This is a genomic window from Nocardioides sp. AX2bis, from assembly GCF_902506435.1.
In the GTDB taxonomy this organism is placed as follows: Bacteria; Actinomycetota; Actinomycetes; order Propionibacteriales; family Nocardioidaceae; genus Nocardioides.
The window spans coordinates 1249295-1276213 of the sequence record NZ_LR733215.1 but is presented as its reverse complement, the minus strand read 5'-3'; the positions used below and the strand labels follow the sequence as shown (position 1 = coordinate 1276213).

Annotated in this window: 25 protein-coding genes; 12 read left to right on the top strand and 13 right to left on the bottom strand. The window is 72.8% G+C overall.

Annotated features, from left to right (window positions below; all coding sequences use genetic code 11):
• Positions 1-11: 11 nt before the first annotated feature.
• Both pepN and GV155_RS06055 read left to right on the top strand, forming a co-directional pair.
• A complete protein-coding gene (pepN, locus tag GV155_RS06060; protein WP_160006180.1) occupies positions 12-2549 on the top strand; it encodes an aminopeptidase N in 2538 nt (845 codons plus the stop codon).
• Positions 2546-3418, top strand: coding sequence for a formate dehydrogenase accessory sulfurtransferase FdhD (locus tag GV155_RS06055; RefSeq protein ID WP_160006178.1), 873 nt, complete (start codon positions 2546-2548; stop codon positions 3416-3418). Before pepN ends, GV155_RS06055 begins: the two co-directional genes overlap by 4 nt.
• Before the next feature lie 92 nt (positions 3419-3510).
• Here the strand turns inward: GV155_RS06055 and GV155_RS06050 are convergent, their stop codons facing one another.
• The 4 genes from GV155_RS06050 to GV155_RS06035 all read right to left on the bottom strand — a co-directional run bounded on the left by GV155_RS06050 (position 3511) and on the right by GV155_RS06035 (position 5876).
• Entirely contained in the window at positions 3511-4020 is a 510-nt protein-coding gene (locus GV155_RS06050; protein WP_160006176.1) for a GNAT family N-acetyltransferase, read from the bottom strand.
• A 187-nt stretch (positions 4021-4207) separates the two neighbouring features.
• A complete protein-coding gene (locus GV155_RS06045; RefSeq protein WP_160006174.1) occupies positions 4208-4669 on the bottom strand; it encodes a hypothetical protein in 462 nt (153 codons plus the stop codon).
• Between the two features lie 185 nt (positions 4670-4854).
• Positions 4855-5100 (bottom strand): hypothetical protein, encoded by a 246-nt coding sequence (locus tag GV155_RS06040; RefSeq protein ID WP_236554058.1) that lies wholly within the window; start codon positions 5098-5100, stop codon positions 4855-4857.
• A gap of 158 nt (positions 5101-5258) precedes the next feature.
• Positions 5259-5876: a hypothetical protein gene (locus GV155_RS06035; protein WP_160006170.1), complete on the bottom strand. Its 618-nt coding sequence runs from the start codon at positions 5874-5876 to the stop codon at positions 5259-5261.
• Positions 5877-6058: 182 nt separating this feature from the next.
• On the opposite strand from GV155_RS06035, the gene GV155_RS06030 reads away from it, so the two are divergent.
• A complete protein-coding gene (locus GV155_RS06030) occupies positions 6059-6781 on the top strand; it encodes a hypothetical protein (RefSeq protein WP_160006168.1) in 723 nt (240 codons plus the stop codon).
• A 90-nt stretch (positions 6782-6871) separates the two neighbouring features.
• Here GV155_RS06030 and GV155_RS06025 read toward each other — a convergent pair whose 3' ends face one another.
• The 5 genes from GV155_RS06025 to GV155_RS06005 all read right to left on the bottom strand — a co-directional run bounded on the left by GV155_RS06025 (position 6872) and on the right by GV155_RS06005 (position 10557).
• Positions 6872-7144, bottom strand: a complete 273-nt coding sequence (locus tag GV155_RS06025; RefSeq protein ID WP_160006166.1) for a hypothetical protein — start codon at positions 7142-7144, stop codon at positions 6872-6874.
• Between the two features lie 333 nt (positions 7145-7477).
• Complete coding sequence (locus tag GV155_RS06020; protein ID WP_160006164.1) at positions 7478-8608, bottom strand: DNA alkylation repair protein; 1131 nt, start codon at positions 8606-8608, stop codon at positions 7478-7480.
• Positions 8609-8639: 31 nt separating this feature from the next.
• Positions 8640-9425 (bottom strand): SDR family oxidoreductase, encoded by a 786-nt coding sequence (locus tag GV155_RS06015; RefSeq protein WP_160006162.1) that lies wholly within the window; start codon positions 9423-9425, stop codon positions 8640-8642.
• Between the two features lie 37 nt (positions 9426-9462).
• Positions 9463-9843: a nuclear transport factor 2 family protein gene (locus tag GV155_RS06010; RefSeq protein WP_160006160.1), complete on the bottom strand. Its 381-nt coding sequence runs from the start codon at positions 9841-9843 to the stop codon at positions 9463-9465.
• A gap of 213 nt (positions 9844-10056) precedes the next feature.
• Entirely contained in the window at positions 10057-10557 is a 501-nt protein-coding gene (locus GV155_RS06005; protein ID WP_236554454.1) for an SRPBCC family protein, read from the bottom strand.
• Positions 10558-10646: 89 nt separating this feature from the next.
• Between GV155_RS06005 and GV155_RS06000 the strand changes: the two genes are divergently transcribed.
• On the top strand, positions 10647-11012 hold the full coding sequence (locus tag GV155_RS06000; protein WP_160006158.1) for a hypothetical protein: 366 nt from the start codon (positions 10647-10649) through the stop codon (positions 11010-11012).
• A gap of 765 nt (positions 11013-11777) precedes the next feature.
• Here GV155_RS06000 and fdhF read toward each other — a convergent pair.
• Complete coding sequence (gene fdhF, locus GV155_RS05995; RefSeq protein WP_201300079.1) at positions 11778-15146, bottom strand: formate dehydrogenase subunit alpha; 3369 nt, start codon at positions 15144-15146, stop codon at positions 11778-11780.
• A 72-nt stretch (positions 15147-15218) separates the two neighbouring features.
• Positions 15219-16112, bottom strand: a complete 894-nt coding sequence (locus tag GV155_RS05990; protein WP_201300078.1) for a DICT sensory domain-containing protein — start codon at positions 16110-16112, stop codon at positions 15219-15221.
• A 100-nt stretch (positions 16113-16212) separates the two neighbouring features.
• Here GV155_RS05990 and GV155_RS05985 point away from each other — a divergent pair, with 100 nt between their 5' ends.
• From GV155_RS05985 to GV155_RS05975, 3 genes are all read left to right on the top strand, one after another.
• Positions 16213-16485, top strand: a complete 273-nt coding sequence (locus GV155_RS05985) for a hypothetical protein (RefSeq protein ID WP_160006152.1) — start codon at positions 16213-16215, stop codon at positions 16483-16485.
• A 5-nt stretch (positions 16486-16490) separates the two neighbouring features.
• A complete protein-coding gene (locus tag GV155_RS05980; protein ID WP_160006150.1) occupies positions 16491-17330 on the top strand; it encodes an FHA domain-containing protein in 840 nt (279 codons plus the stop codon).
• Between the two features lie 120 nt (positions 17331-17450).
• The gene (locus tag GV155_RS05975) at positions 17451-19184 is read left to right on the top strand and encodes a CapA family protein (RefSeq protein WP_160006148.1); all 1734 of its coding nucleotides are present in this window, start codon (positions 17451-17453) and stop codon (positions 19182-19184) included.
• A gap of 91 nt (positions 19185-19275) precedes the next feature.
• Here GV155_RS05975 and GV155_RS05970 read toward each other — a convergent pair whose 3' ends face one another.
• Entirely contained in the window at positions 19276-19758 is a 483-nt protein-coding gene (locus GV155_RS05970; RefSeq protein WP_160006146.1) for a nucleoside deaminase, read from the bottom strand.
• A gap of 61 nt (positions 19759-19819) precedes the next feature.
• Between GV155_RS05970 and GV155_RS05965 the strand changes: the two genes are divergently transcribed.
• Positions 19820-20077 (top strand): hypothetical protein, encoded by a 258-nt coding sequence (locus tag GV155_RS05965; protein WP_160006144.1) that lies wholly within the window; start codon positions 19820-19822, stop codon positions 20075-20077.
• Here GV155_RS05965 and GV155_RS05960 read toward each other — a convergent pair.
• Complete coding sequence (locus GV155_RS05960) at positions 20069-20524, bottom strand: DUF309 domain-containing protein (RefSeq protein ID WP_160006142.1); 456 nt, start codon at positions 20522-20524, stop codon at positions 20069-20071. The two genes, GV155_RS05965 and GV155_RS05960, sit on opposite strands and share 9 nt — an antisense overlap.
• A gap of 174 nt (positions 20525-20698) precedes the next feature.
• On the opposite strand from GV155_RS05960, the gene GV155_RS05955 reads away from it, so the two are divergent.
• The 4 genes from GV155_RS05955 to GV155_RS05940 all read left to right on the top strand — a co-directional run bounded on the left by GV155_RS05955 (position 20699) and on the right by GV155_RS05940 (position 26899).
• Entirely contained in the window at positions 20699-21724 is a 1026-nt protein-coding gene (locus tag GV155_RS05955) for a 3-oxoacyl-ACP synthase III (protein WP_160006140.1), read from the top strand.
• 41 nt (positions 21725-21765) lie between these two features.
• On the top strand, positions 21766-24330 hold the full coding sequence (locus tag GV155_RS05950; RefSeq protein WP_236554056.1) for an alpha/beta fold hydrolase: 2565 nt from the start codon (positions 21766-21768) through the stop codon (positions 24328-24330).
• A gap of 7 nt (positions 24331-24337) precedes the next feature.
• On the top strand, positions 24338-25321 hold the full coding sequence (locus tag GV155_RS05945; protein ID WP_160006136.1) for an NAD-dependent epimerase/dehydratase family protein: 984 nt from the start codon (positions 24338-24340) through the stop codon (positions 25319-25321).
• 141 nt (positions 25322-25462) lie between these two features.
• On the top strand, positions 25463-26899 hold the full coding sequence (locus GV155_RS05940) for a sensor histidine kinase (RefSeq protein WP_160006134.1): 1437 nt from the start codon (positions 25463-25465) through the stop codon (positions 26897-26899).
• Positions 26900-26919: the final 20 nt, after the last annotated feature.

Sequence of the window (26919 nt, the reverse complement as noted above, 5' to 3'; positions counted from 1 at the left end):
GCTCGGTGGCTATGAGCTCCTCCGGCACCACGACGTCCCGCAGCCTGCTGCGCACCGAGGCCGAGCAGCGTGCTGCGCTGCTGACGGTGCGCTCCTACGACGTCGACCTGGACCTCCACGGCGCGGACGACGCGGGGACGACGACCTTCGGGTCGCGCACCACCGTCCGGTTCGAGAGCGCCGGCGGGTCGACCTTCCTCGACGTCAAGCCGACCGCCCTGCTCTCCGCCACGCTGGACGGGACTGCGCTGGACCCGGCGTCGCTGCGCGAGGGTCGGCTGCCGCTGGAGACCTCCGCCGGGGTGCACGAGGTCGTGGTCGAGGCGCGGATGCCCTACCGCAACGACGGCGAGGGCCTGCACCGCAGCCTCGACCCCGCGGACGGGCGCACCTACCTCTACGGCATGTCGTTCATGGACGCCGCCCCCACGGTCCTGGCCTGCTTCGACCAGCCCGACCTGAAGGCGCCGTACCGGCTGCGGGTGCGGGCGCCGCGGGACTGGGCGGTGGTCGGCAACGGTCGCGCCACCCGGACCGGGGACGACGGCGACGTCGCGCTGTGGGAGCTGGCCGAGACGCAGCCGCTGTCGACGTACTTCGTCACGCTGGTCGCGGGGCCGTACCACCTGCTGAGCGACGAGCACGACGGCATCGCGCTGGGCCTGTCGGCGCGCGCGAGCCTCGCCGGCGCGCTCGAGGCGGAGGCCGAGGAGCTGTTCACGCTGACCCGGCAGTCCTTCGACGAGCTGCACCGGCTGTTCGGGATCCGGTACGCGTTCGGCGACTACCACCAGGCGTTCGTGCCGGACTTCAACGCCGGCGCGATGGAGAACCCCGGCTGCGTGACCTTCCGCGACCAGATGCTCTTCCCCGACCGCGTCACGCGCGCGGCGCGGGTGAACCGCGCCTCGACGGTGGCCCACGAGATGGCGCACCAGTGGTTCGGCAACCTGGTGACGCCACGCTGGTGGGACGACCTGTGGCTGAACGAGTCCTTCGCGGAGTACCTCGGGTGGCGGGTGATCGCCGACGCCACCGTCTACGACGACGCGTGGGCGCAGCGCTCGCAGGCCCGCCGCCAGTGGGGGCTGCACGCCGACCAGCGGCCGAGCACGCACCCGGTCGCCGGCAACGGCGCGACCGACGCGGTCGCCGCGCTGCAGAACTTCGACGGGATCTCCTACGCCAAGGGCTCCACGGTGCTCAAGCAGCTGGCCTCGCGGATCGGTGACGAGGCGTTCCTCGGCGGGGTCGTCGACCACCTGACCCGGCACCGGTTCGGCAACGCCACGATGGCCGACCTCGTCGCGTCGTGGGAGCGCGCGGGGGCGGGTGACCTGTCCGGCTTCACCGGCAGCTGGCTGCGCACCGCGGGGCTGGACACGCTGCGGGTCGAGCGGGCCACCGGCGGTGCCGCTGGCGAGGCTGGTGGGGCTTCGGTACGACGCCTCGGGCCGCAGGAGAGCGGTGACCCCGGCGACGAGGCCGTGCGCGAGCACACCGTGGTCGTGGCGGTCGCCGAGGAGCACGGGTGGACCACCTCGACCGTGGAGGTGACCGCCGACCTGACCTCGCTGCCGGAGGTGCCGCCGGGTGCGGCCGTCGTCCTCGACGCGGCGGAGGACACCTGGGCCGCCAGCTGCGCCGACGCCGCGACCGTGGCCGCGCTGCGCGAGGTGCTCCCCCGCACCAGCGACCCGATGCTGACCACCGCGGCGTGGAACAACGTGCGCAGCGGCTTCCACGCCGCACTGCTCGACCCGGCCGACGTGGTCGAGCTGGTCGTGGCCGCGCCCTACCTGGCCGACCTCGGCGACACCGGCACGCGCGGCGACGCCTGGACCACCGGCACGCTGCTGCCGCTCGCACCGGTCGGCTCGACGCGCCGCGTGCACGACGCGGTCCTGGGCGCGCTCGACACCGCGGAGGGCGACGACCGGCTGCGGGTGGTGCGCGGGGCCGTACGCACGGCCGAGGACCCCGACCTGCTGCGGCGCTGGCTCTCCCCCGGCGAGCTGCCGGCGGGCGTCGACCTCGACACCGACCTGCGCTGGCGGCTGCTCGGCCGCCTGGCGGAGATCGGGGCGAGCGATCGCGACGAGCTCGACCGGGCGCTGGCGGACGGACCGACGACGACCGCGACGATCGCGCACACCAGCGCCGTGGCGTCCCTGCCGGACGCGGAGGCGAAGGCATGGGCCTGGCAGCGCTTCACCGCCGAGGCGGACGTGCCCAACCACGAGGTCGAGGCCGCGGGGCACGGGCTGTGGCGGCCGGGCCAGCGGGCGCTGACGGCGCCGTACGTCGAGCGCTACGTCGCCGACCTGCCCGGCACGGCATCGGTGCGCAGCGGGTGGGTGCTGGCGCTGTCGGCGGAGTCCTTCTTCCCGCGCACCCACCTCGATGACAGGAGCGCCGAGCTGCTGCGCGGTCTGCTCGAGCACCCCGACGTGCCCCCGCCCGTACGCCGGCGGGTGGTCGACAGCCTGGACGACCTGGACCGGCAGCGGGCCGTGGTCCGCGCCTTCGGTGTCGAGGTGACGGCATGAGCGCGGGCGTGGCCGGTGGCTCGCGCGCGCGGCGTCCCGGGCCGACCGTGCGGACGCGGGTCGTGGAGCAGCTCGCGGACGACGACGCCCCCGACGGCACCCGCGAGAAGCGGCACGAGGACCGGCTCGCGACCGAGGAGCCGCTGGAGGTACGCCTCGAGTGGCCCGGCCGCGAGGCGCACCGGGTCTGGGTGACGATGCGGACCCCCGGCCACGACTTCGAGCTGGCCGCCGGCTGGGCGCGCCACGAGGGCCTGGTCGCGACGCTGGACGACGTGGCGCGGGTGGCCTACTGCACCGACGAGAGCCTGGACCCCGAGCAGGAGTTCAACGTGGTCACGCTGAGCCTGCGCACTCCCCCGCCGCACGAGCCCGGCCCCCGCAGCACCGCCGTCTCGGCCGGCTCGTCGGCCTGCGGCGTCTGCGGCGCGGACAGCCTGGACGCGGCGTTGTCGGTCGCCCACGGCTCCGCCTGGACCGGTGAGCTGCCGTCGCCGTCGGTGGTCCGCGGCCTGCCTGACCGGTTGCGCGAGCGCCAGCAGGTCTTCGACCGCACCGGCGGCGTCCACGCGGCCGGCCTGGCTACCGCGGCCGGCGAGCTGCTGGTCGTGCGCGAGGACATCGGCCGCCACAACGCCGTCGACAAGGTCACCGGCGCGCGGCTCCTGGCCGGGGACCCGGTGGCCGAAGCGTGCCTGGTCGTCAGCGGACGCGCCGGCTTCGAGCTGGTGCAGAAGGCGGTGGCTGCGGGGATGGGGTCGCTGGCCGCGGTAGGCGCACCGACGAGCCTGTCGGTGGACCTGGCGAAGAAGGCCGGGCTGGGGCTGTGGGGGTTCACGCGGGAGCGGCGGACGGTGCGGTACGTCTGAGGGTCGCCGGGGCGGGTCAGTCCGCCGCGAACAGGGCACCTCAAGCGTCCGCTCATGCCAATGGTCGGCGCTTACGGCGCGGCGCCGCTCGGTCACTCCTCGTCAGTTGCGTGGCCGAATCGACCCATCGTGACCGTGGCATCGCTAACTCCTGCGCTGAGGACGCGCCAACCCTCCGACTCGTAGAGACGTCTCGCCGGGTCGGCTGGGTCAGCCGTTGTCATCAAGAGCTGCCGCTCATGTGGGAGTCCACTGCACAGCGTGCGCATCAGCCTCCGACCAACGCCCTGACCCCGAACACCTTGCGTGACGCCGATGCTGACCAACTCGAAGTGCCCGCCCAGCCACCGCGCTGCCACGTCAGGCTCCATCACATCGCGGACGTTGTCGGTCCACCATTGTCCGTTCGTGCCCGTGTAGCCGTAAGCAAACCCGGTGAGCACATCGTCGGAGTAAGAGCGGGCAAGGCGGAAGCCGCTTCGAACCCGGTGCTTATCCCAGACAGCGGCAAGCCAGGAGTCGATGTCGGGATAGTCCGCGAACACCGAGTCGTACACCGGCCAGAGTTCGAGGCCGTCTTCCCGCGTGCCAAATTCACCCACGCTCACTCTCACCACGTCGACGTTCTAACAGGCAGTAGTCGGTGTCGACAATCGGCGATGCGCTCACACATGCCGTGCAACTTGGGCCGAGGAGGCACTTCTTCAGCCGCAACCAACGCGCTCGCCAACTTGTGTCATTCCACCGCCTGTCGGCGCACCTCATCAGAACTCGTCGATGAGCGCCCGCTCAAGCTGGACGGTCGACCAGCATCGCGAGAGCAAGCAGCCCGGGATACGAGTCCCGATACAGGTGAGGTCGACGGTAGTAGGACTGCCAGTAGCTCGTAGCCCGTTGCCGGGTCAGCACGATGAAGCCGTGGTTGTCCGCTGCGAACGACTGGAGTTCTCGGATCATCTCGGGACGCTTCGGGAGATCGGTCTCGGCGTAACGGCGGATGTCCTCACAGATCTCAATGACGTACTCGCCGAGCAGCTGCACGACGAAAGGGATCGTCCAGGTCTCGTCGGAAGCTAGTACCCGTTGGAGCGCTCTTTGTCGTACGAAGCCGTCGTGATGGCGTGTGTAGAGACAGGCGATGGCCACTGCGGCCTGAGAGCCTCTTGGTGCAAGGTCGGCCGGCGGAACCGGGTTATAGATGCGATACGGAATCTCGACTGACTCGCCGGCGAGGTTGATGCCGCGACTCATGCGTGAGTTGCTCGTCGTAATGGACCCCATCGGGGCGTAGGCCGGCTGGGGAAGGTCGCTAAGCACAGTTGCGAGCGAATCGCGTAGGTCCGAGGGGAACGCCCGGGCCAAGGTCTCTGGCACGCGGGGACACTACTTCGCGAAGAGCACTCAACTGCCGCAATCCGCGCGTTGGTGACCTGCGCCTATCCGGTGAAACTGATCGGCTTGCCGGCCGCCTCGGCGTAGGCGATTTCCCTTCGCGTCGGCTCACCGACGTACCCGCCGGGGTTGACGACCAGAACCCGATCGGCCAGGTCGATCTTGCGCAGATGTAGAGCGTCCAGGACGACCTCTTGCTCGGGAGTGGGCGACTCGTCCGCCTCGCTGGGGGCGACAACGATGACTCCGGCGGAGGTCAGGTCACGATGAGCCGCGCGCATGTCGGCCATGGACTTCACCGACCCACAGGTGCAGACGATCTCAGGACCACTGATCACGACTCGACCCTCACGACGCGCTCCATTGCCGCTAGAAGGGTCTGCACAACCACTCCGCGATAGGCGCGGAGGCTTGACCGCGGGGGTGTCCCGTCTGCCGGCGGCAGACCTCAGCAGTCGAAGACCACCAGACCGGAGCCACCGTCCGGGTCGCCATCGGGCAACGTCCCACCCACGTTCAACAACCCACCGAACCGGTCATCCCAGCTGACGCCGTATGACCCCGCCGACACCGGCTGCAACCCGTTGTCCGTGCGGTAGCTACCCACCTGCGGGGCGAACGGCCCCCACCCACCGGCGACATGCACCGTCCCCCACCCGGTCAGAAAGAAGCTGCTCTCCGCCACCACCGCCCGGCACCCACCGGACCCAGCGGGCTCGACCACCACGTACGACGTCCCCCCGAACCCGCTGGCCGCAGCGGTCAGTGGGACCAGCACCCACGCACACGCCGTGACGGTGGGAAGCAACCACCGCCACCACGATTCCGGTGACGGCCCCGGCACCCGGAACACGCTCAGGCCTATCCGTACAACGGCCCATGCGAACAGCAGGACGGGTCCAGCCGCCCAGACCGGCACGACGGTCGATCCGACCACGACCAGGACCCCAGCCCACGACAGCAGCACCCAGACCAGCGCCAGTAAAAGAAGCGCATATGCGGCGACCCATGTCCTGCGAGCCCACGGTGAAGCCACGACGACAAGGTCGGGGTCAGGGGCACTCACCAGACGACCGTACGCATGGACCGCACGCGATCATCGTCAGACACGGACATCCAGGCCGCCCGTCCATGGCAAGCGGCGCGCGCAGCTCAAGCGCACATGACGCCGAGGTCTGGATGCTGGTCGACAGCGATACTGCAGTCACGATCGGTCCGGCCCCTGACGAGACTTGAGAGGCTTGGACCATGGATGACGCTGAGTTTCTGGCCGCGGCGGCCGCTCTGCTTCCACCCTTGGTCGGCGACGACATCAAGGTCATCGAGGTTCGCCTCGATCGGAGTCGCAGCTGGCTCCGCGCCGAGGCACGGTTCGAAATAGGGGACGAACCCGTGTGCGGGTCTGCTTACGTGCCAATCGATAGTGAATGGCGATACCTCAGCGGCTGGGAGCTCGTGAATGACTACGCCGACCTGCTTGCTCAGCAGATCTCCTCCGCGGCACGTGAGGTCATGTCCGCGCCGGCCCGCCCTGCGCCGCCCAAGAGCCCTGAGGAAGTCGCATCGCGGTGGCAGTGGCTGCTCGAGCGCCTGGCACTGAACGGTCAGGTGGTCGAGAGCGACGACGGCAGCGTCCACGTTCTTCGCGGTGATGGTGGGGAGTTCACGGTCCTGGTGACTCAGGAGCAATGGGCACGGATCGCCGAGCCTGCGGATCCCCACTCCGATGACCCGCAGGACTTCAACCAGCTGTCTGACGAGGAAGTCTTCTTGGTGTTCTTCGAGGATTCCCTGGAGTGGTCGATCCGGGCAGAGCTGCCCCCTGTGCGATTCGGGGCAGAGCTCAAGCGGTCGTTTCGCGAAGCGAAGCAGCGCGGGGAGGACATGTCTCGATACATGTCTCGATACGGCTGGTTCGCCTATGGCCCACCGGACGACCAGCCCGACCTGTTCGACGGAGGGACCGAGTAGGGACTTCCTGGACTCACGCGTACCCCACGAAGTCCCGCCGCAACTGCGTCACGTCACGGTCAACCGACCCCTCGATCACTGCCCGTCAGGTCACTCGAGAGCCTGTCGGAGTGCGACGACCTCCGCGAGCGCCAGCTCGGCAGTTTCCGTCGCGATGGCCAACGCCTTGATCAGAGTGGTGATGTCGACCTTCTGGCGTTGCGCCGGGCTGCGGAGCGCCTCGTCCAGATCGAGGCCGAGGTCTCCGACGGCGTGAAGCTGGTCCTGGAGCTCCTGGAGGCTGCGATGGCTTATCCGGCCCTTGATCCTGAGGTCCCGTTCTGCTTTTGCCTGCGGGGTTCTGCTGACCTTGAAGAGACCCATGAGGCACTTCCTTCGGTTGTCGGTGGTCCGAAGGTACGCATGTAGCCGCACCGGCACACAGCAGGTGAGTTGGCAACCGCAGGCAGCACAACGCTGCTGCCGCGGTGCACCGCGTTGAGCGCGCCGCGCGTCCTACTGTCCCCACGCACGCGGTGACGTGATCCTCGCGCCGGCTGAGGAAGATGGCGACGTGCAACGGGGGCTTCGAGGCCGTCGGGGCCCCTCTCCGCCGGCACTCATCAGCACCGGATCGGTCCGGCGCTCACCACCGGGATCCCGATGGAGGTCGCGGCTCTGACCGGGCGAACCGCTGTGGTGTGGCGGTCAGACCCGTCAGGGCCGCTCCCCACTCGACGCCGCGCGTAGTTCCACTCGAGCCTCCCCGTGTCGCCGACCGTTCACCTGGAGCTCGACGGTGTGCGGTCCTGGGTGGAGGACGCGGGTGCTGGTCGGGGCGAAGGAGCGGCGCTTCACCAGCTCTCGCGACTCCCCCGGGTCCAGCGTCAGCGTCGCGATCTTGAAGACCTTCGGGGCGTTGGGTCCACGGGCTTTGCGATAGTGGACGACGTAGTCCACGGCGAACTGCGCCCGGGTCGCACCGGCGTTCCGCACCGTCGCTCGGATCTCGAGGTCCTCGCCCACCTGGACGGTGGTGCGGTCCAGGAGCGGCCCGGTCACGGCGGCGGTTCCGCCGAAGCCGAGTGCGGCGAGGGCCCGCTCGTCGCCGGCCTTCACCAGGGTGCGGAACGCACGCCGCACCAGTGCCGGCGTGTTGCCGTCGGGTGAGGTGAGCCAGCGCGACCCGACCTGCACGGCCACGTCCGGGTGCCGCCTGGACAGGTCGTTCACGTGGTTGCCGACCGAGCGTCGGACGTACTCGCTCTCGTCCCGGTACAGCCCGTCGACGATCGGCAGGGTCAGATCCGGCCGGGCGTGCAGCGCAGGCACCTGTCGGGCCCACGGCAGGTAGCTCCTCGTGCCCTCGCTCGCGAGTCGACGTACGTGCTCGTCGTCGTCGTCGCACCAGTGCTGCACCACGCGGACCGTCCGGTCCGGGTCCGCGAGGAGGAAGGTCCGCAGGGCGAACTCCGCGCTCAGGCGGCTGGTCAGGCGCCGCATGAGCTCCAGTCCCTGCTCGAACGTCTGCTCACCACCTCTACCACTCCCCTGCGCCCCGCCGACCGCGAGCTCGGCCACCGCTTCCGTGACTGGCCAGATAGCCCATCCCCGGAAGCCCGGCTCGGCGAGGCTCGCGTCGACCACCCCGTTCAGGAGGTCGAACCCCGACCCGACGTCGCTCACGATGGCGTCGCGCACCAGGTCGACCCGCCGTCGCAGGGGCCGGCCCGCCACGGCGCTCGCCGCGGCAGCCAGCCCCGACCAGTCGGATCGCGTACTGCTGGCGTGCGCCCGGAACGTGCGCCTCAGCTGCTCGACGACGTCGCCGTCGACGAGCTCGTCCATCGTGCCCACGATGCTGCTCCGTCCTGCTGGCTCAGACGGTCGGGACGGTCCCGCCGTCGATGACGTACTCCGCACCCACGATCGCTGATGCTCGGTCCGAGACCAGGAAACCCACCAGGTCGGCGATCTCCTCGGTGCTCGCGAACCTGCCCAGTGGCACCCCGCCGAGGGAGTCGAAGATGCCCTGCCTCGCTTCCTCACGCGTGATCCCGTTGCCGGTCGCGAGGCTGTCCACGAAGTCCTCGTACCCCTGCGTCTCGATCCCGCCGGGACTGATCATGTTGACCCGCACCCCGAGCGGAGCCAGCTCGTTCGCGAGGCCCTTGCTGTAGGTGCGCAGCGCAGCTTTTGCCGAGGCGTAGGGCAACGAGGCCTCGTGGAGCGGCATCTCGCGCTGGATGGAGCCGAAGTGCAGGACGACCGCGGACCCGGACTCGATCATCGGTGGGAGGAGCGCCCGATCGAGCCGCACTGCCCCGAGGAAGTTCAGGTTCAGCTCGGTGAGCCACTGCTCGTCGGTGATGACCGCGTACCCACCGGGCGGCGTCGACGAGCCGCCGACGACGTGGACCAGGATGTCCAAGGCGCCGGCCCCCGCGATGCGGTCGGCCACGGCCTGCGCCCCCTCTGCGGTCGAGGTGTCCGCCTCGATGAAGCGATCGGGGCGGTCGTACCCCTCGGGGATGGTCCGTGCAGTCGTCCAGACGTCGGCGCCCATGGCCCGCAGCCGGTCGACCACGGCTCGGCCCGAGCCCTTCGAACCGCCGGTGACCAGCGCCGTACGACCGTCGAGCCGGTCGCGATCTTCGTGTGTCATGTCTTCTCCTCGAGCTCGTGTGGTGCTGGGCCCGACGTCAGCCGAGGACGATGTCGAGTCGGCTGATGCGGTCGCCGTCCAGCGCGAACCGGTAGTCGAGGTCCGCCGCACCGCCCGGGAAGTCACCCTCCAGGTGATGAGAGACCACCCAGATCTCGCCGTCCTGAGCCACGCGGGTGATCTCGTCGGTGTAGCTGTACTCCGCTCCTGCCTCGCTCACGAAGCGCCGCAGGGCGTCCTCGCCGGTGAACGACTCCCCCACGTCGGAGATGACCGCTCCCGGGGCCAGTACGACCAGCGCCGCGTCGGCGTCGCGAGACCCGTGGGCCGCCACGAAGGTGCGGATCGGGCCGGGCAGCTGCGCGGTCGTGGTGGTGTCGGTGGTGGTATCGATGTTGATGTCGGTGTGGTTGTCCATGCCGCACAGCCTGGGTACTCGGGCCGAGCGAGAGTCAAGGACTGAAGTCTCCCCCGGGGAGAGAGTCCAGACTCGACCGTCTGCGTGGGCTCGACGAAGCTTTCTCAGACGTCCGACAGATCCTGCGCTCGCCCGGTCCCGACCAGCGTGCGGCGTTGATCGCCGAACACCTGGGACGGCGCGAGTCGGAGCTGGCGTTCACCCGTGCGGCGGTCAGCTCGACGCGCTTCGTACGACCCCCAGCACGTCGGGACTCTCGCAGGCACCGGCGAACGCCGTGATGCGCGCGCGGATCTCGCGGCCCAGCAACCACCGGCCGATCGGGTCGGCGACCGGGGTGAGCCAAGCCGGGCGGCCGGACCACGTGTACTTCCACACGGCCCGAGTCCCGGCAACTCCGTCTCGGTCCTCAGGTGTGAAGCGCCAGCCGCCGCCGAAGGTCGCGAAGAACCAGGGCCCTCTCTCCATCGTCATGCCGACCGATGTCGGCGGGCGGTAGGAGACGTAGCGGCTGATCATCGTCGGACCGACGCGCGCCTTGGTCAGGGTGCGGACGTCCTTGTCCGGGCGGTCTGCGTCGATCAGGTGCTGACTCCGGATGAAGGGATCCCAGCTCAGCCGGACCTCGCCGGTCGTCTGCGAGACCGCGAACGCAGTGTCGGGCAGAACCGGGACCCACACTTCTGCTGTGACCTGGGGCATGCGCCGCAGCATGGCACGCAAGCACGTGGGTCGAACCAAGCCGACGTGCTGCAGCTGTTCTCTCGAGCTGCTCCCGACAGCACTGACTATCGTTGGCGCCGATGATCACCCGCCGCGACGCTGCCCAACGCTTGGACATCCCCCCGGAGATGGCCGCTCGACACGGCCTGCCCCCGACGCTCACCGAAGGCCAGCTGCGTGAGATCGAGGACGACCCGCCACCGTGGCTGGTCCAGTCCCGTGCCAATCGGACCGGCAAGAAGCCGGTGTGGGTCGAGCTGGTCTGCAGTGTCTGCGGGCATGCTGAGACAACCCGGCCCAAGAAATGGTGGCCGAGATTCACCTTCATCAGCTGCGACCACCATCAGCCCTCCGACCTGCCGCCTCCACTGCGCGGCAACCATCGTGAGGAGATCCTGGGTATCGGCAACCGGTTCGTGGGCTGGGTCGACACCCCGCTGGACTGAGCCAACCGTCGTCCAGCGTCGTTGGCCCCGTCGGCGGCCGAGGCCCGATCCGGCCAGGTCGTCGCGTCGCTGCGCATCATGGGGTGGCCGGCACGGTCTGTGGTGACCCGACCCGAGCAGCCGCCAGAGGGGACCACCAGCGTGGGAAGCCCGGCGGCACGCGGTACTACGACTGCCACGGCCGCCGTCAGGAACAGGTGGTCGTCGCTCGCGCAGGCGCTACCGTCCGCCCATGAGACCCGTGTGGGGGCGTGGGCGATGGCACTGCCTCGCGCTGGGGGCCGCTTGTGCCGCTGTCACGCTCGTTCCACTCGCCACGGAGGGTGGTCCCGCCGACAGCGGGACGACCGCCAGCCTCCCGCACCAGCTGGCCGGCTACTCCTACCTGACCACCGACGTCTCCGAAGCGCCCCCCGGCCGCGCGATCGCGCTCTACCAGCACGGGTTCGGGGTCGAGTTCCTCGACTTCCCCCAGGCCGTCGTCCTGGGCGCCGACACCGACATCTACCGGCGCCTTGACGCCGCCGAGGATCGCGCAGGACCGGAGACCCAGGGAGACCCAGCCCCCATGCTGCTCTCCCCCGACGGTCGTCGGGTAGCGCTGGGTGACCACGACACCTCCGAGGCCGACCTCGAGATCGTCGACCTCAGCTCGGCCGACGTCGCACGCCACGCGTTGCCGCCGGCGCGCAGCGTGCGACCCATCGCCTGGTCCTCCGAGAGCACGCAGGTCGCCTACATCTCCTCCACCGAGCCCACCAACCCCTACTCAGGTCGTTCCCTGGTCGGCGACCTGGTCGTCCTCGACACGGACTCGGGTGACACCACTGCAGTGACCGTGGGCGACCCGATCTCAGGGGCCGCCTTCTCGCCGGACGGCAGCCTGATCGCCGTGCAGCGCCGCGGCAGCTCATCCGGCATCTCCCTGGTCGACCTCGCCACGTCGACCGTTCGAGACCTCCCGCGGCCGCTCCAGGACGAGGCACAGCGCGGGGTCCTCGCGGGTCCTGAGGCCTGGTCCCCTGACGGGCGCCTGCTGGCAGTTGCCCACGAGGAGTCAATGGAGTTCCTCGACGTCACCGGGTGCCGCCCGCAGCCTCCCCTCCACCTCACCGGGCCGTAGCGGTGGTGGTGGGGCGGCAGCGGGGGGCCCTGCGGGTTGCCCTGCTGGTCACGGTCGCCCTTGCGGGACCGGTCGGCCGCGCGTCGGGTGCCGCCGCGCACCTCGTCGGGGCCGTCGGCGCGCTCCAGGCGCACCGCGATCTCCTTGTAGGCCGGGGTGTGGCTGTCGGGGTCGACGACGCTGGAGGTGAGCAGGTTGATCTCGGCGGCCTGCATCGGCACCCACAGCTCACCGTCGTGCACCTGGTCCGAGAGCAGCACGCGCACCGTCAGCTCGCCCCGCCGCGATATCAGGCGCACCCAGTCGCCGGTGGCCAGGCCCCCGTGCTCCTCCGCGGTGCGCCAGGTCATCTCGGCGTAGGTGTCCGGCACCAGGTGCACCAGGCCGGCCGAGCGCAGGGTCAGGTTCCCCTCGTGGAAGTGCTCCAGGACACGGCCGTTGTTCACGTGCAGCGGGTACTCGTCGTCGACCTGGTCGGTGGGCTCGCGGAACGCCAACGGGTACAACCGCGCCCGCCCGTCGTCGAACGGGAAGCGCTCGGTGTAGAGCAGCGGGGTGTCGGTCCCGTCGGCGTGCACGGGCCACTGCAGGGAGGAGTAGCCCTCGAGCCGGTCGTAGCTCACCCCGGCGAACAGCGGGGTCAGACCGGCCACCTCCTGCATGATCTCCCCGGGGTGCGTGAAGCCCCACTGGTAGCCCATCCGGTCGGCGATCAGCTGGAGGATCCGCCAGTCCGCCTTCGCCTCACCGACCGGCGGCATCGACTCGTAGAGGCGCTGGACGCGACGCTCGGTGCTCGTGAAGGTGCCGTCCTTCTCCAGCGAGGCGGCCGCGGGCAGGACCACGTCGGCGAACTCGCAGGTGCGGGAGAAGAACAGCTCCGAGACCACCAGGAACGGCAGCCGCTCGAGGGCCTCCTGCACGTAGTGGGCGTTGGCGTCGACGAGCGCGAGCTCCTCGCCGATGACCACGAGCCCCTTCAGGGAGCCGTCGTGGGCGGCGTCGACCATGCCGTGGTTGTCCAGGCCCGGCTCGCGCGGGAGCGCGCGGCCCCAGGCCTTCTCGAACTTCTCCCGCACCTCGTCGTCCGCGACGGGCTGGTAGCCGGGGTAGACGTCGTTCACGACGCCGAAGTCGCTGCAGCCCTGCACGTTGTTGTGGCCTCGCAGCGGGTACGCGCCGGTGCCGGACCGCCCGTAGTTGCCGGTGACCAGGAGCAGGTTCGAGATCGCGGTCGAGGTGTCCGAGCCCATGTGGTGCTGGGTGACCCCCATCGCCCACAGCGCGGCCACCGACCCCGCGTGGGCGACCCGGTGGGCCAGCGCGCGCAGGTCGTCGGCCGGGATCCCGGTGCGCTGCTCGGCGTGCTCGAGGGTGAAGGGCGCGAGCGAGGCGACGTACTCGTCCAGGCCGTTGACCCGCTCCTGGAGGAAGGTCCGGTCGTGCCAGCCCTGGTCGATGACGTGCTTGGTCACGGCGGAGAGCCACACGAGGTCGGTGCCGGGCGCGGGCTTGAGGTACACCTCCGCGCGCTGGGCCATCTCGTGGTGTCGCAGGTCGACCACGACGTGCTGCTGACCGCCGAGCTTCTGGGCACGCCGCAGCCGCGAGGCGATCACGGGGTGGGAGGCCGCGGTGTTGGTCCCGATCATCAGGACCAGCTCGGCGCGCTCCATGTCGCTGATCGACCCGGCGTCACCCCCGTACCCCACGGTGCGCCACAGGCCCACGGTCGCCGGCGACTGGCAGTAGCGCGAGCAGTTGTCGGTGTTGTTCGTGCCGAGCACCTGCCGGGCGAGCTTCTGGGTGAGGTAGCCCTCCTCGTTCGTCGCCTTGGACGACCCGATCACGCCGGTCGCGTCCGGCCCGTGCTCGGCGACGATCGCCTCGAGGCGCTCGGCCACCACGTCGAGCGCCTCGTCCCAGGTGGTCTCGCGGAACCGGTCGCCGTCGCGGACCAGCGGCACGGTCAGCCGGTCCTCGGCGTTGACGTAGTCCCAGCCGAACTTGCCCTTGACGCAGGTCGAGATCGAGTTGGCGGGACCCTCGAGCTGCGGCTGCACGCGCAGGATCTCGCGGCCACGGGTCTCGACGTCGAAGGAGCAGCCGACGCCGCAGTAGGTGCACACCGTCTTCGTCCTCTCGGTGACCGCCATGCGGGCCGCCGCCTCGGCCTTGGAGATGTCGTAGAGCGGGAGGTACCCGGTGGTGGGCTCCACGTCCTTGACCAGGTCGATGGCCAGCTCGCGGGTCTCGGTGGGCCAGTCGGTCATCAGGCCGTGCCGGCCGAGCATGGTCTTCTCCATCAGGGCGTTGCACGGGCAGACCGACACGCAGTGCCCGCAGGACACGCAGGACGACTCCCCCGCCGGCGCGCCCCCGTCCCACAGCACCCGCGGGTCCTCCGAGCCCCAGTCGATGGACAGCGTCTCGGTGACCTGGACGTCCTGGCAGGCCTCCACGCAGCGACCGCAGAGGATGCACTGGTCGGGGTCGTAGCGGTAGAACGGGTGGCTGTCGTCGATCTCGAAGGGCTTCGGGGAGTAGCCGATCGTCTCGTGGGTCAGTCCGCTGGCCTCGATCCCCTGCTTGAGCGGGCACGCACCGTCGTTGTGGTCGCAGACCGTGCAGTACAGGACGTGCTTGCGTACCAGGCGCTGCGCGGCCTCCTCGCGGGCGGGCGCGGACGGTCCCGTCGTGGTGACCTCGAGGCCGTCGCGGGCCGGCGTGGCGCAGGCGCGTACGACCTCGCCGTCCACCTCGACCAGGCAGGTGTCGCAGGTCTGGATCGCCCCGAGGGCGGGGTGGTAGCAGACGGAGGGGAAGTCGCCGTCGTGGCCCTCGTCGGTCAGGGCCTCGATCAGCGGCCGTCGGGCGTCGGCGGGGACCTCCGACCCGTCGACCCGCACCACCACGGGCTCCGGCGGCGGGGCCGCGGCGTCCTCCGACAGCGGGCGGAAGGTGGCCTGGCGGTCACGGTCGACCTGGTCGTCCAGCGAGTCGTGGGTCACACGCTCACGCAAGCCGCCCCGACCGGTCCCTGCCACACCCGTGGGCATGGGGCGTGGCCGAGCGACATGGCCTCAGCGGCGCACCTGACGGTCCACGTAGGCCAGCACCCGGTTGAACAACGCCGTCTGGGTGGCCGCGTCGACCTGGACCGCCCGGGGCTCCGGGGCCAGGTCCTGGAGCAGGCCTGGCGCCCAGGCGGCACCGGCGTCGTACGCCGCTCGTGTGCAGGCCCGCGCCGCGTCCCGGGCGGCCCGACGGTCCACGGTCCACACGGCGTCGAAGAGCCGGTCGGCCTCCTTCACGTGCCCCTGGCCGGGCAGCTCCCAGGCCGTGAGCACCGCCGGGAGGTCGTCGTCGTCGCAGACCACGGCCCACTCGCGCAGCAGCGGGGCCCCGGCGTCGAGGTGCACCCGCGCCGGACCCGTGAGGGACACGACGTCCTCACCGCCGTTGAAGTCGGCGAAGACCGCCGAGGTACGAGCGCCGAGCGCCAGGTCGTCCCAGCGGCGTCGCGCGGCACGGAAGTACGAGTCGTGCTGGAACGAGCCGAACAGGTGCGGGGCGAGGGCCCGCGAGCAGAACTCGTCCTCGATCGCCCAGGACAGCGCCAGCAGCATCGGCTTGCCGAGGCGTTGCGGGGTCAGCTGCGGGTGCCGGCGACGGAGCGCAGCGAAGACCGAGCGCTCGCCGGGCACCATCGGTCGGTTCCCGTCGCTGCCGTGGGCGTCGACCAGGGTGGCGGCGATCGCCGCCTCCAGGCGTACGCCCTCGTGCTGGCGGCGCACCACGTCGAGCACCGCGCTGACCTGCGCCTGGTCGTACCGACGGTGGCCGCTGGGCAGGCGGTGCGGGACCGGGAAACCGTGCCGTCGCTCCCAGGCGCGCAGGGTGGCCGCGCCCACCCCGGTCGCGGTGGCGAGGTCTCCGATGCTCAGGTCCGCCTCGGCGGGAGGGTCGGAGATCACACCCCTGGGGAGGCCTTGCACAGGCCTTGACACGTCGTCCATGGTTTAATCCTAACTACTTCGACAAGATGTCGAGGTCCACCCGCCTGAGGAGCCCACCATGTCAGTCAGCAGCCAGTCCCTGGACGGGGGCCACGAGGAAGTCGTCGACTGGACCGATCTCGGCGCCCGCATGTGGACCTTCCTGACCGGCCGCGAGGCCGCGATCCACTACCGCTTCGAGGACATGACCGTCGAGGTCCCCCGCGACACGGGGTCGAACGCCCCTCGCGCCACCTGGAAGCTCGACGGCACCCTGACCATCACCACCAGCGACGCCGGCGACCCCGTCGGGCCCGGCCAGACCTCCGGCCAGACCTCCGGGCGGGCCTGAGCACCATGACCCTCGTCGTCGGCGCGGACCTGCGCTTCGAGATCGGCCGGGAGGACGGCAGCGCCGTCCACGGCCGCCTCCGGGGCAGCGGCAACCGCCTCGAGCTCGAGGTCGACGAGCCCGGCGCCTTCGCGGGCCGCGCGGACGCCCCCGCGATCCGCACCGTCGCGGAGACATTGGCGCGGTACGGCGTCGTGGTCAAGGTGGTCTCCGGCGGTGAGCACCTCGTCTCGCTGGGAGCCGTCAAGGCACCGTGGTGGCAGCGTCGCGCGACCGGCTCGCGCCGGATCCGGATCGGCAGCGTGCGCGGGGCCCTGACCTCGGCGCGCTCGCGGGCCCGCGCCGCCGAGCCGGTGCTCCCCAGCAACGACCTGGTCCCGCCGATGCCGGTGTGGCCGATCGCACCGACGTTCCAGCGCAACCCGCGGGTGGGTCGCGGAGGGACGCACGGCAGGGGCGGGAGCCCCCGCCTGGTCCTGTTCAAGGCCGACGTGGTGGCCGGCGAGCGGCAGCCCATCTTCTGGCTGGGTGAGACGACCGTTGTCGGTTCCGACCCGTCCTGCGACGTGGTGCTGCCCGGGCTGGCCGACCGCCAGGTCGTCATCCGGCACAGCGACGACGACGAGTACGTCGTCACCACCCTGGCCGGCCGCGCCCGCGTGCACGGCGCCCAGCTCGACGACCGCGTGGTGCTGCGTGCCGGCGCCCGCCTCGAGGTGGGCGACCACCTGCTGGTGTTCTCGCGTGCCGAGCACGCCGACCACGGCCGCCCCTTCGGCGGCCGCGTCGGCGGCGAGCTCGGCCGCCAGGAACGCCAGCCTCCCCGAGGTCCGACCACGGACTGAGGGCCCCCGATCGTGGGTGCGGACGCTCTGGCAGGGGTCGTCCGCACCCACACCTTTCTTCCCCCCGTGCCACGCGGGCCGTTTGTCCCGGTCCCGCATCCTGGACGCGAGGGAGGCCCCATGGCCACGACACGCTGCACGCCGCGACGGACCGGGGTCCTCGGCGCGCTCGTGGCCTCCCTGGTGCTGACAGCCGCGTGCTCCGACGGCGGCGGCCGGGCGCAGACGGGTCCCGACGCCGAGGGCGGACCGGGGTCCGGTGGTCGTGCGGGTGCCCGCGCCGCCGAGGCGGCCGGCACCACCGTCACCCTCGCCTTCGCCGGGGACGTGCACTTCGAGCAGGCCCTGGGCGACCTCGTGCAGCAGCCCGGGTCAGACCTGGGCGAGGTGTCGCGCCCGCTCCGCGCCGCCGACGTGGCGGTGGTCAACCTGGAGAGCGCCCTGGCGTCGCGGGACACCCCGACGGACAAGGAGCTCGAGGACCCCGACCAGCGCTACTGGTTCCGCAGCGACCCGGCCGCGCTCGGCGTGCTGGCCCGGTCCGGCGTCGACGTGGTCCCGCTGGCCAACAACCACGGCGCCGACCACGGCCTGGCCGGGCTGCGCGCGTCCCTGACGGCCGCCGCGGACCGGGCGCGCCCGGCGGTCGTGGGGATCGGTCGGGACGCCGAGCAGGCCTACCGGCCGTACCGCGTGGACGTGCGCGGCACCGGCGTCGCCGTGCTCGCCGCCGACGCCTCCCCGCGCGAGAGCCGCGACCCCGTCTGGGCCGCCGGAGAGGGCGGACCCGGCATCGCCGCCGCCCGCCCGGGTGACGCGGGCCGGCTGCTCGACGCGGTGCGCCGGGCGGCGCGCACCGACGACGTCGTGGCCGTCTACCTGCACTGGGGCGAGGAGGAGCGGCAGACGCCGACCACGGCCCAGCGGGGGCTCGCTGAGCGGCTGGCCCGGGCCGGGGCCGACGTCGTCGTCGGGTCGCACGCGCACGTGCTCCTCGGCGCGGGGATGCTCGACGACACCTACGTGGGCTACGGCCTGGGCAACTTCACCTGGTACCACGGTCGCAAGTCCGAGACCGGCGTGCTGACCGTCGAGCTGCGCGACGGCGTCGTGGTCGGCGACCGCTGGTCACCGGCCCGCATCCCGCCCGAGGGCGGCGTCCCCCGCCTGCTGACGGGCCGTGAGCGCGACGAGGCGCAGGTGTGGTGGCGCGACCTCCGCCGCGGCACCGGCCTGGCCCCGACGGACGGCACCACGCCGGAGCGGCTGCCGGCGTACCGCGCCCGTGTCGCGCCGATCGGCGAGGCGCTCGGACGGCGGATGACCGGCGCGAGCCACGACCCCGCCACCTGCCCGCTGCCGCTGGACCGGCTCCGGGTGCTGAGCGTGCCCCACGTCGGCTTCGACGGGCAGCCCCGCACCGGCCGGATGGTGGTGCGGGCCTCCCTGGCCCGCGACGTCGTGCAGGTCTTCGAGCGCCTGTACGACGCCCGCTGGCCGCTGCGGCGGATGCGCCTGGTCGACGCCTACGGCGGGGACGACGACCGCTCGATGGCGGACGACAACTCCTCGGGCTACAACTGCCGCCGCGTGGCCGGGTCCGACACCCTCTCCGCCCACGCGTTCGGCCGTGCGATCGACGTGAACCCGGTCGAGAACCCGTACCTCACCACCGGAGGTGTGCTGCCGCCCGCGGGCGCCCGGTTCGCCGACCTCGACCGCACCTCCGACGCCCAGCCCCCGGCCGGCGTCGTTCACGCCGACGACGTGGTGGTCAGGGCGTTCGCCGAGGTCGGCTGGGAGTGGGGCGGCACCTTCTCGGAGCCGGACTACCAGCACTTCTACCGCCCCTGACTCCTCCCAGCCGCAGGTCGCCGGTGTCCGGAACCGTCACCTCGAGGCGCCGCAAGCGTCATCTCGGCTGTCCGCGAGCGTCATCTCGGCGTCAGCGGGGGGCGTGGAAGCGCGCGTGCAGGGCACGGACCTGCTCGTCGAGACCGGGGACGGGCCCCTCGGCCACCAGGCCCGGCGCCACCTGACTGATCGGCAGCGGCGCGACCGGGGACGGGGCCACGCCGAGCTCGGCCAGCCAGCCGGTCAGCTGGGCGGTCGAGCTGGCGAAGACGATCCGCCCCAGCCCGGCCCAGGCGTGCGCGGCCGAGCACATCGGGCAGTGCTCGCCGGAGGTGTAGACGGTCATCGACGCGCGTTCCGAGGGGTCGGTGTGCGCCCCGGCCCACTGGGCGATCTCGAGCTCGGGGTGGCGGGTGCCGTCACCCTCCCCGACGTGGTTGTGGTCCTCGAGCAGCACCTCCCCGCGCGCCGAGACCAGGATCGACCCGAAGGGCTCGTCCCCCTGGTCGACGGCCTGCGCGGCCAGCGCCACGCAGCGCTCCAGGTGGGTCCGGTCCTGCTCGCTGATGCTCATGGCCCCATCTTGGACCGGCCGCAGGGGTGGCCGGGACCGACCGGCGCGCCAGACTGCCCCGATGACCGTCTACATCGCGTGGAGCAGCGTCGACCTGCCGACCGACGAGCCCGGCCCGTGGCGCGAGGTGCGGCCCGCGGCCCCCGGGCTCGGCTTCGTCGACAGCGACGACACCCTCTCGCGGGTCTTCCACGAGCTGAAGTGGTCGCTGCCCGACGACTCCTCGCTGGTGGTCGCGCCGCTCGCCGCGACACCCAAGCTCAAGCACCTGCGGCCGGGCACCCAGACCTGGTTGCGCGCCCGGCTGCCGTCAGCCTGAGCCCGGGCCGTCGGGGCCGCCCGCGCCGTCGGCGTGCTCGCGTGCGCAGACGAGCACGTCCGCGAGGTCCAGGCCGTACGTCGGACCGCCGCCCGCGGCGTACCCCTCCACCGCCGCCGACCCGCGCGCGAGCAGGCGCAGGCCCCCGGCGGTGTTCCCCCGGGCCAGGTGCGTGATCCCGACGCACAGCTGGGCCAGGCCCTGCCACAGCGGGCGCTCCTCGTCGGGACCGTCCTTCCACCGCGCCTCGAGCACCTCGTGGGCCGAGAACGGGCGGCCGGCGTCGAGGAGCTCGCGGGCGTACGCCACGGTCTCGTACGGCGGCAGCGGCTCCTCGGAGACCGGCTCGACCCCGACCTCGCCGTAGGCCAGGGGGCGGCCGAGCGCGTCCCGCGGCCGGGCCTGGCGGGGTCGCCCCTCGGGGTCGCGGTCGCGGGTGGTGGCCATCACGCCATCGTAGGGACCGGTCCCGCCGGCGGGTCCGGCCTCACCCCTACGTCAGCCGCCCGCTCAGGCGCCCGTGGTTGAGTGAGGTCACCCGGTGCTCCCCTGGGCAGATCCGAGCGACCCCGCCGCGACCCGTGACGCGCGGGTCGCGAACCCCGTCCCGGCAGGAGCCCCGTGACCCTGAACTCCACCCACCGTTTCTCCCGGATCGCCGTCCTGGCCGTCGAGCGGGTCGAGGCCCCCGAGGTCGTCACCTCCGCCGCGCTGGACGACCGGCTCACCGACGTCTACCGCCGGACCCGGATGCGACCCGGACTCCTCGAGGGCCTGGTCGGCATCCGCGAGCGACGCCGCTGGACCGAGGAGCAGACCTTCATCGACGGTGCCGTCGCGGCCGGGCAGGCCGCGCTCGACGCCGCCGGCGTGGCCGCCGCCGACGTCGACCTGCTGATCAACACCTCGCTCAGCCGCCGCTGGCTGGAGCCGTCGACGGCCGTGGTCATCCACGACGCCCTCGGGCTGCCGCCGTCGGCGCAGAGCTTCGACGTCACCAACGCCTGCCTCGGCTTCGTCAACGGCATCGAGATCGCCGGCGCGATGATCGACGCGGGGATGGTCCGGCACGCGCTGGTGGTGGACGCGGAGGACTCGCTGCCGGTGCAGGAGTCGACGATCGCCCGGCTCTCCGAGGACGGCGTGACGTCGAAGGACGTGATGTCGCAGTTCGCCGCGCTGACCCTGGGCTCGGGCGCCGCGGGCATGGTGCTCGGGCGGACCGACGAGCACCCCGAGGGCCACCGCGTCGTGGCCGCGGTCAGCCGCGCCGCCACCCAGCACCACGAGCTCTGCGTGGGCGACAACGACACGATGATCACCGACCTGAAGGGTCTGCTCGACGCCGGCCTCGAGCTGTCCTCCGGCCTGTGGGCCGAGGCGGCACCCGAGTTCGGCTGGGACGCCGGGCTGGACCGCTACGTGCTGCACCAGGTCTCCCAGGTGCACACCGAGGCGATCTGCGAACGGCTCGGGATCGACCCCGACAAGGTGCCACGCACCTTCCCCGAGCACGGCAACATCGGCCCCGCCTCGGTCCCCTTCACCCTGGCCACGCACAGCGCCGACCTCGAGACCGGCGACCGGGTCCTGCTGATGGGCATCGGCTCCGGCCTCAACGCGTGCTGCCTGGAGATCCAGTGGTGACGACGAGCCCCTTGACCGCCCCGGACGCCTCACGGTCCCCCGTGCCCCACCACCTCCCGGGCCTCGACCCGTCCTGGTCGCGCACCGTGACCGTCGAGGACACCGACGGCGTGCCCCGTACCTGGCACTACCTCGACAACGGCGTGGAGCCGGTCCACGGCACGGTCCTGTGCGTGCACGGCAACCCCACCTGGTCCTACCTGTGGCGCGGGATGCTCGCCGCCGCCCCGCCCGGGTGGCGCGTGGTCGCCCCCGACCACCTCGGGATGGGGTGGTCCGCGCGCACCGAGCAGCCGCGGACCGTCGAGCAGCGCGTCGCCGACCTCGGCACGCTGACCGACGCCCTGGGGATCGACGGCCCCGTCGTCACCCTCGGGCACGACTGGGGCGGAGCGATCTCGCTGGGCTGGGCGCAGGCCCACCGCGACCAGCTGCGGGGCGTCGTCACCGGCAACACCGCCGTGGCCCAGCCCCCCGGCGACTTCGGGCCCCCGCTGATCCGGCTCGCCCACCTGCCCGGCTTCCGGCCGTTCGGCTGCGTGGCCACCCCGATCTTCGTCCGCGCCACCTCCAACCTGTCGCGGCCGGCCCTGCCCCGCGAGGTCCGGGACGCGCTGGCGCTGCCGTACTCCGGTGCGGCGCGCCGCACCGCCGTGGGCGACTTCGTGGCCGACATCCCCTTCGCCGAGGGGCACCCGTCCTTCCCGTTCGTCGACGCCCTGGCCGAGGGCGTGCGCACCCTGGACGTCCCGGCACTGCTCTTCTGGGGCCCGCGCGACCCCGTCTTCGGCGAGCGCTACCTGGCCGACCTGCAGGACCGGCTCCCCCAGGCGGAGGTCCACCGCTACGAGGGCGCCTCGCACCTGGTCACCGAGGACGCACCCGAGTACGCCGGGCTCGTCGCGGCGTGGCTGACCGACCTCGACGCGAGCCCCGTCGACCCCGGCCCCGACCCCGCCGCCGCGGTGGCCTCCGCCGACGGTCTGTCCGACCGGCTCTGGTCGGTCCTGGAGCGGCGGCGCGAGGACCGCTCCCCCGTCATCGCGGTCGACGGCGGGCTCGTCAGCTGGGCGGCGCTCTCGCACCGGGTCTCCGAACTGGCCGCGGGCATGGCCGCCACCGGGGTACGCCCCGGCGACCGGATCGGCGTCCTCGTCGAGCCCTCGGCCGACCTCACCTCGGTCGTGTACGCCGCCTGGCGCGCTGGCGCGGTCGTCGTGGTCGCCGACAAGGGCCTGGGCTTCACCGGGATGCGTCGCGCGCTGCGCGGCGCGTCGCTGGACCACGTCGTCGGGGGCCGGGCCGGCCTGGCCGCCGCCGCGGCGATGGGCCTGCCGGGCTCGCGGATCGCCGTCGACGCCGGGCCCCCGGCCGTACGCCGCCTGCTCGGCGCCGAGCACGACCTCGACGAGCTGGCCCGGATCGGGCGGGGCACCGCCATGCCGCCCGAGCCCGACCTCGACGCCGACTGCGCGGTGCTCTTCACCTCGGGCGCGACCGGCCCGGCCAAGGGCGTCGCCTACCGGCACCGCCAGGCCGCCGCCCAGGTCGGCCTGGTCCGCGCCACCTACGACCTCGGCCCGGACGACTCGTTCGTGGCCGCGTTCGCGCCGTTCTCGCTGCTCGGGCCCGCGCTGGGGCTGGCGTCCTCGCTGCCGGCCATCGACGTGACCGCCCCGGACACCCTGACCGCGCCGCTGCTGGCCGACGCCGCCGCCGCGGTGGGGGCCACCGTGGTGTTCGCCTCGCCGGCCGCCCTGCGCCGCGTCGTGGCCACCCGCGACGAGGTGAGCCCTGCCCAGCAGGAGGCGCTGGGCCGCGTCCGGCTGCTGATGTCGGCCGGTGCGCCCGTGCCGTCCGCCCTGCTCCGGTCGGTCGGCGAGGTGCTGCCGTCGGCGAGCCTGCACACGCCGTACGGCATGACCGAGGCGCTGCCGGTCACCGACGTCTCGCTGGAGGAGATCACCGCCGCCGGCGCCGGGGAGGGCGTCTGCGTCGGGCACCCCCTGGCCGGGGTCTCCGTCGGGATCGTGCCCCTGACCGGGCCCTCCGTGGACCAGCCGGTCACCGACCCGGGCGTCACCGGTGAGATCTGCGTGCGCGCCGCGCACGTCAAGGACCGCTACGACGCCCTGTGGATGACCCAGCGCGCCTCGGCCCGCCACCCCGGCTGGCACCGGACCGGCGACGTCGGGCACCTCGACGACGAGGGCCGGCTCTGGGTGGAGGGGCGGACGGCCCACCTGATCAGCACGGCCGGCGGCCTGGTGACGCCGGTCGGGCCGGAGCAGCGGGTCGAGGCCCTGGCCACCGTGCACGCCGCCGGCCTCGTCGGCGTCGGGCCGGAGGGCGCGCAGGTGCTCGCCGCCGTGGTCGTGCCCGCCACGGACGGACCGCCCGCCCCGGCACCGCGCCGCCGCGGCGGCTCGCTCGGCCTGCGGCTGGCCGAGCACCACCTCGCCGAGTCGGTGCGCGGCGCGGCAGGCGTGCCCCTGGCCGCCGTGCTGCGCGCCGACCGGCTGCCGCTGGACATCCGGCACGCCTCCAAGGTCGACCGCACCGAGCTGGCCCGCCAGGCCTCGGACGTGCTCGCCGGGCGCGGGTGATCCTCGCGTGAGGGTCCTGGTCACCGGAGCCTCCGGCCTGCTCGGTCGGACGACCGCGACGGCCCTGGCCGCCCGGGGCGACGACGTCACGGTGCTCCAGCGCCGCCCGTCGGGCACCGGCTGCCGCGAGGTCCTCGGCGACGTCGCCGACGCCGTCGTGGTCGAGCGGGCCGTGCGGGGCCAGGACGCCGTGCTGCACCTGGCCGCCAAGGTCGACGTGGTCGGCCCGCTGGTGGAGTACGAGCGCGCCAACGTCGCGGGGACCCGTACCGTGCTCGCGGCCGCCCGCCGGACCGGCGTCGGCCGGTTCGTCCACGTCTCCTCGCCCTCGGTCGCCCACGCCGGTCGACCCCTGGTCGGCGCGCCGGCCGACCCCGCCGACCCCGCGCACGCCCGGGGTCACTACGCCGCGACGAAGGCGGTCGCCGAGCAGCTGGTCCTGGCGGCGGACTCCCCCGACCTGGCGGTCCTCGCGGTGCGCCCGCACCTGGTGTGGGGCCCCGGCGACACCCAGCTGGTCGCCCGCCTGGTCGACCGCGCCCGGACCGGCCGGCTCCCCCTGCTCGGCCCGGCCACCGCGCTGATCGACACCACCTACGTCACCGACGCCGCCGACGCCCTCGTGGCGGCGGTCGACGCCTGCGGGCCCGACGCGCACGGTGAGGCGCTGGTGGTCAGCGGCGGCGAGCCGCGGCCGGTCGGGGAGGTCCTGGAGCGGGTGTGCCTCGCCGCCGGGGTCCCGCCGCCGCGACGCAGGCTCCCGGTCCCGCTCGGCCTGGCCGCGGGCGCCGCCGTCGACGCCGTCTGGGCCGCGACCAGCCGCCGCGACCAGCCGCCGCTGACCCGGTTCCTGGTCGAGCAGCTCTCCACCGCGCACTGGTTCGACCAGCGCCGTACCCGCGAACGCCTCCGCTGGACCCCCGTCGTGGGGCTGGAGGAGGGCTTCGCCAGGCTCGGACGCTGGTACGCCGCGGGCTGCCCCCCGGTCTGACCCCGGTGCCGCCCGTCGTACCCGGGCACAAGGTCCCGCGACTGGAGGCCCTTCGGTCCGTGATCGCGCCACCCCGTCGCGGTGCGAGGATCACCCGGTGAACCCCCCGATCACGTCCCTCCCGGCAGGCGCGCACCGCCGGTGAGCGGCCCCGCCGATCCCCTCCAGGAGCAGGTCGAGCGCTGGCGGCTGCTCGTCGACCACCTCCCGGCGCTCGTCGCCTACTGGGACCACGACCTGCGCAACGTGGTGGCCAACGCGGCCTACCTGCGGTGGTTCGGCCTGACGCCCGAGGAGGTGCGGGGCATGCACATCAGGGACCTGCTCGGGCCGGCGGTCCACCGCGCGAACAAGCCCTACATCGACGGCGCGCTGGCCGGGCACCACCAGCGGTTCGACCGCACCCTGGTCACGGCGGCCGGTGAGACCCGGCACACGCAGGCCGAGTACATCCCGCACCTGGCCGAGGACGGTGTCGCCGGGTTCTTCGTCCTGGTCGCCGACATCACCGAGCAGGTGGAGGCCCGGCAGGACCTCGCGGCGGCACAGTCCCTGGCCGGGATCGGTGGCTACACCTTCGAGCCCGCGACCGGCAGCCTGCGGCTCTCGTCCGAGGTCCTCACGATGCTCGGCCTCGACCCGGCCGGCCCGAGCCCGAGCCTGGACGAGTACGTCGCGGCCGTGCACCCCGACGACCGGGGCCGGGTCCAGACCCTCCGCTCGCGCGCCGAGCTGGGCGAGGAGTACGAGACCGGCTACCGCGTCCTCGGTCCCGACGGGGCGGTGCGGCACGTCCACAGCCGGACGTCCCGGGTCCTCGGCTCCGACGGCGCCGTGGTGCTGCTGCGGGGCGTCATGCAGGACCAGACCGAGGTCCAGCGCCTGGCCGACGACCTGGCGACGACCAACCGGCTCCTGACCGACCTGATCGCGATGCTGGGGCACGACCTGGCCCAGCCCGTGACGGCGACGAACGGGTACCTCGAGGTCCTCGACCAGGAGTGGGACCACCTCGACCCCGACGAGCGCCGCTCGATCGTGCGACGCGCCGCGCGGACCGGCGTCCGCTCGCAGGGGCTGCTGGCCGACATCCTCGCGCTGGTCAGCATCGGGTCCGCCACCCTCACGACCCGTCCCGAGGCCGTCGACCTCGCCGCCCTGCTCACCGACGCCTCCGACCACGCCCGGATCGCGGTCACCGTGACGAGCCGGACCCCGGCCCGGGCGTGGGTGGACCCCGTGCACGCCGCCCGCATCCTCGACAACCTGCTGACCAACGCGGCGCGCTACGGCCGCGCGCCCTACTCGGTCGCCGTCGGGGAGGACGGCGACGAGGTCGTGGTGTCCCTGCGGGACCACGGCGAGGGCGTCCCGCCCGCCTTCCTCCCCCGGATGTTCGAGCGGTTCTCCCGGGCCGAGACGGGGGTCGCCACCCAGGTGAGCGGCACCGGGTTCGGCCTGTACCTCGTGCGCGAGCTCGCCCGCGCGAACCACGGCACGGTCTGCCACCGGGTGCCGTCCGAGGGGACGGGCGCGGTGTTCGAGGTACGACTGCCCGCGGCCGACGCCGGGCCGTAGGCTGCCGACCACGGACGCCC